Consider the following 2317-nt stretch of genomic DNA (forward strand, 5'->3'; position numbering starts at 1 on the left):
GTAAGCGATCCAATAACCACATCTAGGCAGTTATTGCTTAGACCGGTAAGGTCTCTTTCCACTGCCAGGGCAGTAGCATGTCGAGGTCATCGTCGTTGAGGGTCGGCAGCGTCTCGAAGACGTGCTGTAAGTAGTCGTAGGGCGAGAGGCCATTGGCTTTGGCGGTTTCGATCAGGCTGTAGATCGCCGCGCTGGCCTGAGCGCCGCTCGGTGTGTGGCTGAACAGCCAGTTTTTACGCCCCACCACGAACGGACGGATGGCGTTCTCGGCCGGGTTGTTATCCAACGGGATCAGACCATCGTCCAGGAACCGAGTCAGGCGTGGCCACTGGTTGTTCAGGTAGTGCAGGGCTTTCCCCAGCGCGCTTTTGGGCAGTACCTGGGCCAGTGACTTATCGAGCCAGGTGCGCAGTTGATCGATTAATAGTCGGCTTTTCTGCTCACGCAGTGCATGACGCGCTTCGGGCTCAAGGTCCTTAGCCTGTTTTTCCACGCCATACAGCTTACGGATCTGGTTCAGCGCCCAGTCTGCCTTGCCGGTTTTGCCTTTGGGCTGCACTTTTTGCGCCTCGACGAACTTGCGCCGGGCATGCGCCCAACAGCCCACATGGGTGATCCCATTGCGGCGCACCACCTCGGCGTAGCCTTCATAGCCATCGGTGACCAAGCGACCCGCATAGTCGCCCAGCAGGCTCACGGGCACGCGTCCAGCACGGCTGGCGTCATAATCGAACAAGACCACCTGTTGGCCTGGCGGCCCACCGCGTTGTACCCACATGTAGGACGTGGCACTCGCGTTACGATCAGCTTCTTGATTCACCTGAAGCGTTGTTTCATCCATATGGATCAGTGGCGCGGTGAGCAGGTGGTGGCGCAGCGTCTCGATCAGTGGGGCGATGCGCTCGCCCGCCTGCACCATCCAGCGGGCCAAGGTATTGCGGGAGATCTCAGCGCCATGGCGGGCAAAGATCTGGCTTTGCCGATACAGCGGCAAGGCGTCCTGGTACTTGGCGGTGGCCACATAGGCCAACAGCGTGGCGCTGGCATTGCTTTTCGGCAGTAACTTGGCGGGTGCCGGGGCGATCTTGACGCCGTCTTCGCAGGTTCGGCACGCATACTTGCGTCGCACATGACGGATCACCTCGACCCGGGCGGGCACCACGTGAAGTTCTTCGCTGACCTCTTCGCCGATGACCGTGAGTGCGGTGCCATCGTCCTGACAGTGGCGAGCCTCTTCAGGGAGTTCATGCACCACCTCAACCCGTGGGAGTTCAGGGGGCAACGCCACCCGGCCACCCCGTTTACGACGTTTCGGTGGCGCAGCGGATTCAGCTTCATCAACGGCATCGTTGTCGGCTGTGTCGGTACCGCCGTCTTCCTCGTCAACCGCCACTTCGGCTTCGTTGATCAACAAGTCCTTCTGATCTACCTGATACTTCTCGGTGGAAGGGCCGAACTGACGTTCTAGAGCCAACCGGAACTGTTCATACAGCGATTGTTTGGTGGCTGCCCACTGGGCTTCCTTTTTCTCCATCAACGCCAACAGCCGCGCATTTTCAGCGTCGGCAGCGGCCAGCTTGCGCTCAAGCTGGGTAACAGTAGGCGAGGAAGAAGCGGCGTTTTTCATGCCGCTTATTTTACTAAAAAAGTCGACAAAATAGGAGCAAAAAAGCTAACCAACCTGCTGAAAATCCAATGCTTTGTGAGGTTGCATGGCCTTTAGATTAACGCCATCCAACAGCCAATTAAGCTCCTGGCCGGTTAACGTGACGGTATCGCCTTCCAAGTGGGTTGGCCACTTAAACCGCTCACGCTCCAAGCGCTTGTACCACACCACAAAGCCGTTACGTTCCCAGAACAACAGCTTCACTTTATCGCGTTGGCGGTTGCCGAACACAAACAGCGCCTGATCGAACGGGTTCAAGTCCATAGCCTCCTGAACCAGTAAGGCCAAGCCATCGATTTGCTTGCGCATATCCACGGGGTCCCGACACAAGTACACCGTCAGATCAGTACTCGGGCGGATCATGTCGTCACCTCCACCGGCACAAATCGCGCAGGACGACAACGCGGCGGCACCGGTAACCCTTGCACGCTTAACCGCTTTTCCCATGTCAGCAAATCAGGGAGAGATAACGCCTGTGAGATGGCGTAGTCACTTAACGGCATGTTCAGCGCCGAGGCACAGTAAAGATGGCCAAGCCAAAAGGCGCGAGTAGGATTGAGTTCACAGGTCATAACGATCTCCAAAACCAAAGAGACCGCCAGTGTGATCAGCACTGATTAGATTGAATAGATGGGTTTTGTGGATCGCTTA

Annotated in this window: 3 protein-coding genes; all 3 read right to left on the reverse strand. The window is 57.1% G+C overall.

Going from position 1 to position 2317, the window contains the following annotated elements; translation table 11 throughout:
- Positions 1–37: 37 nt before the first annotated feature.
- Genes tnpC through HVA01_RS17310 form a run of 3 tightly spaced genes read right to left on the reverse strand, consistent with a single transcriptional unit; the run spans position 38 to position 2238 of the window.
- A complete protein-coding gene (gene tnpC / locus HVA01_RS17300; RefSeq protein WP_146876697.1) occupies positions 38–1627 on the reverse strand; it encodes an IS66 family transposase in 1590 nt (529 codons plus the stop codon).
- A gap of 45 nt (positions 1628–1672) precedes the next feature.
- Positions 1673–2029, reverse strand: a complete 357-nt coding sequence (gene tnpB / locus HVA01_RS17305) for an IS66 family insertion sequence element accessory protein TnpB (protein ID WP_146876699.1) — start codon at positions 2027–2029, stop codon at positions 1673–1675.
- Complete coding sequence (locus HVA01_RS17310) at positions 2026–2238, reverse strand: hypothetical protein (protein WP_146876700.1); 213 nt, start codon at positions 2236–2238, stop codon at positions 2026–2028. Before HVA01_RS17310 ends, tnpB begins: the two co-directional genes overlap by 4 nt.
- Positions 2239–2317: the final 79 nt, after the last annotated feature.

This window comes from Halovibrio variabilis (assembly GCF_007991175.1).
In the GTDB taxonomy this organism is placed as follows: domain Bacteria; phylum Pseudomonadota; class Gammaproteobacteria; order Pseudomonadales; family Halomonadaceae; genus Vreelandella; species Vreelandella variabilis.